Origin of the sequence: Sphingomonas oligoaromativorans (assembly GCF_011762195.1) — a bacterium.
Taxonomy (GTDB): domain Bacteria; phylum Pseudomonadota; class Alphaproteobacteria; order Sphingomonadales; family Sphingomonadaceae; genus Solisphingomonas; species Solisphingomonas oligoaromativorans.
Genome location: NZ_JAASQK010000026.1, coordinates 1 through 2393, shown reverse-complemented (window position 1 = coordinate 2393; position 2393 = coordinate 1). Strand labels below are relative to the sequence as shown.

Annotated in this window: 2 protein-coding genes; both read right to left on the bottom strand. The window is 67.1% G+C overall.

The annotated features are described in order from the left end of the window. Positions 1-49 precede the first annotated feature (49 nt). Positions 50-778: an IS21-like element helper ATPase IstB gene (gene istB / locus FHS98_RS18620; protein WP_167108968.1), complete on the bottom strand. Its 729-nt coding sequence runs from the start codon at positions 776-778 to the stop codon at positions 50-52. Next, positions 765-2276 (bottom strand): IS21 family transposase, encoded by a 1512-nt coding sequence (gene istA, locus FHS98_RS18615; RefSeq protein ID WP_167108965.1) that lies wholly within the window; start codon positions 2274-2276, stop codon positions 765-767. The genes istB and istA overlap by 14 nt, the downstream gene beginning before the upstream one ends. Between the last annotated feature and the right edge of the window lie 117 nt (positions 2277-2393).

Below are 2393 nucleotides of genomic sequence, written 5' to 3'. Positions count from 1 at the left end.
GTGGACCCACCGGGTCAACCGCCGGGATGGGGGTCCGGGGGAAGGGTTTTCAGCTCCGGTTCTTGAAGCGCCAGCTGTCGTTGCCGGTTTCGACGATGTCGCAATGGTGGGTAATGCGGTCGAGCAGCGCAGTCGTCATCTTGGGGTCGCCGAAGACGGTCGGCCACTCGCCAAAGGCGAGGTTGGTGGTGACGACGACCGAGGTGCGTTCGTAGAGCTTGCTGACGAGATGGAAGAGCAGCTGGCCGCCTGAGCGGGCAAAAGGCAGGTATCCGAGCTCGTCGAGCACCACGAGGTCGAGGCGGGCGAGCTGGGCGGCGAGCGCCCCGCCTTTACCGAGGCGGCTCTCCTCTTCGAGGCGGTTCACCAAGTCGACGGTGTTGAAATAGCGGCCCCTGGCGCCGGCACGCACGACATTGGCGGTGATGGCTATGGCGAGATGCGTCTTGCCCGTTCCGGTGCCGCCGACCAGCACGACATTGCGCCGTCCGGAGAGGAACGACCCGCCATGCAGCGAGCGCACCAGCCCTTCGTTGATGGGCGTGCCGTCGAAGACGAAGGCATCGAGGTCCTTCACCGCCGGCAGCTTTGCCGCCGTCATGCGGTAGCGGATGGACGCGGCATGCCGGTGGGTCGCCTCGGCGCGCAGCAGGTCGGTCAGGATCTCCATGGTCGTGCGCTTGCGCTGCAGGCCCGTGGTGACGGCTTCGTCGAAGGCGCTGGCCATGCCCTTGAGCCCGAGACCGCCCATCGCCTCCATCATCTCATGCCGCTGCATGGAGCCCCCTGAGCTGGTCGTAGCGACCGCAGTCGGCGAGCGGCGGGTATTTCAATTCCAGATCCTCCGAGGTGACGATGGTGAGCGGTCGCGGCGGCTCGCGCCGACGCGCCAGGATGTTGAGGATGACGTCGTCGCTGACCGTGCCCGCAGCGAGCGCCTCGCGCACAGCGGCTTCGACCAGGTCCAGGCCGTCGACGAGCACGGCCGACAGCACGCGCACGAAACGCCTGTCGGCTTCGTCTCCGGCCCCCAGCTTGCGCCTCAGCCGCGCGAGCGCGGGCGGCAGGTCCCAGTCCTGGAAAGGGGCGCCGTTACGCAGGGCGCCGGGCTTGGTCACCAGCACCGGCAGATAGTGCCAAGGGTCGTAGATGGTGCGGTCGCGACCGAAGAAGCGCCGGTGCTCGGCGACAACCTCACCCTGGCAACGCACGACGATACGGTCGGCATAGGCGCGGACCTGCACCGTGCGCCGCACCGCCTTGGCCATGACGGAATAGCGGTTGCGGTCGAAGCTTATCAGGCACGTGCCGGTCACCGCGTGCTCGCTCTCATGAAAGCCGTCGAAGGGCGCCAGGACCGGCTGAAGCACACCGCGCTCGGCATCCCACGCCTCGGCGACGGTCCACTCCTTCTGCTCGGGATGGGGGTGCGTGTCGGCCCAGCGTCGGCATTCCGCCTCCAGCCAGCCGTTCAGCTCCTCGATGCTGGCAAAGCGCAGGCGGGGTTGGAAGAAGCGGCCACGCGCCGTCTGCACCTGGTTTTCGACCTGGCCCTTCTCCCAGCCCGCCGCCGGCGAGCAGGCGGTTGGCTCGACCATGTAATGGGCCGTCATGACGAGGAAGCGGCGGTTGAAGACCCGCTCCTTGCCGGTGAACACCGTCGTCACCGCCGTCTTCATGTTGTCGTAGATGCCGCGTGTCGGCACGCCGCCGAAGAAGGCGAAGGCCCGCGCATGGGCGTCGAACACCATCTCCTGCGTCTCGCGCGGATAGGCCCGCACATAGATCGCCCGTGACGCGCAGAGCCGGACATGCGCCACCTTCACCCGCATTGGCTTGCCGGCGATCTCGACGTCCTCGTGGCTCCAGTCGAATTGATAGGCCTCGCCCGGACGGAACATCAGCGGGATGAAGGCCGGCGCATCGAGCGCATTCCGGCGACGCTCCTGCCGCCATCGCGCCGCATAGCGCCGGACCGCGTCATATGACCCCTCGAACCCCTCGCGCAGCAGCAGGTCATGAATGCGGGTGATGCGCAGCTTCTCCCGCCGGGGTCGGCCCTCGTCTTCCTCCAGGAGCATGTTCAGCCGCTCCTGGAACGGCCCGATGCGCGGCAGCGGCTGCACGGCGCGTCGATAGGAAAAGTCCGCCTCCGGTGCGCGGATCGCCTTGCGCACCACCTTGCGCGACAGATTCAGGTCTCGCGCTATCGCCTTGATGGCTTTTCCGGCCGCATGCTCGCGCCGGATCTTCAACACCGTCTCCAATACCAACATCCCGATCTCGCCGCCCGACTTCCGCCAAGCGCGCGTGCCTAGACCAACGGGATGAGGGGTCCCCTTTCGACGCCTATCACCCCGCTAACGGGGTCCTTTTTCCACGCTGATCCACAC

What these genes read in the sequence shown, in the direction of transcription:
- istA (WP_167108965.1), bottom strand. Translation starts at nt 2,276, where the DNA reads ATGTTGGTATTGGAGACGGTGTTGAAGATCCGGCGCGAGCATGCGGCC.
- istB (WP_167108968.1), bottom strand. Translation starts at nt 778, where the DNA reads ATGCAGCGGCATGAGATGATGGAGGCGATGGGCGGTCTCGGGCTCAAG.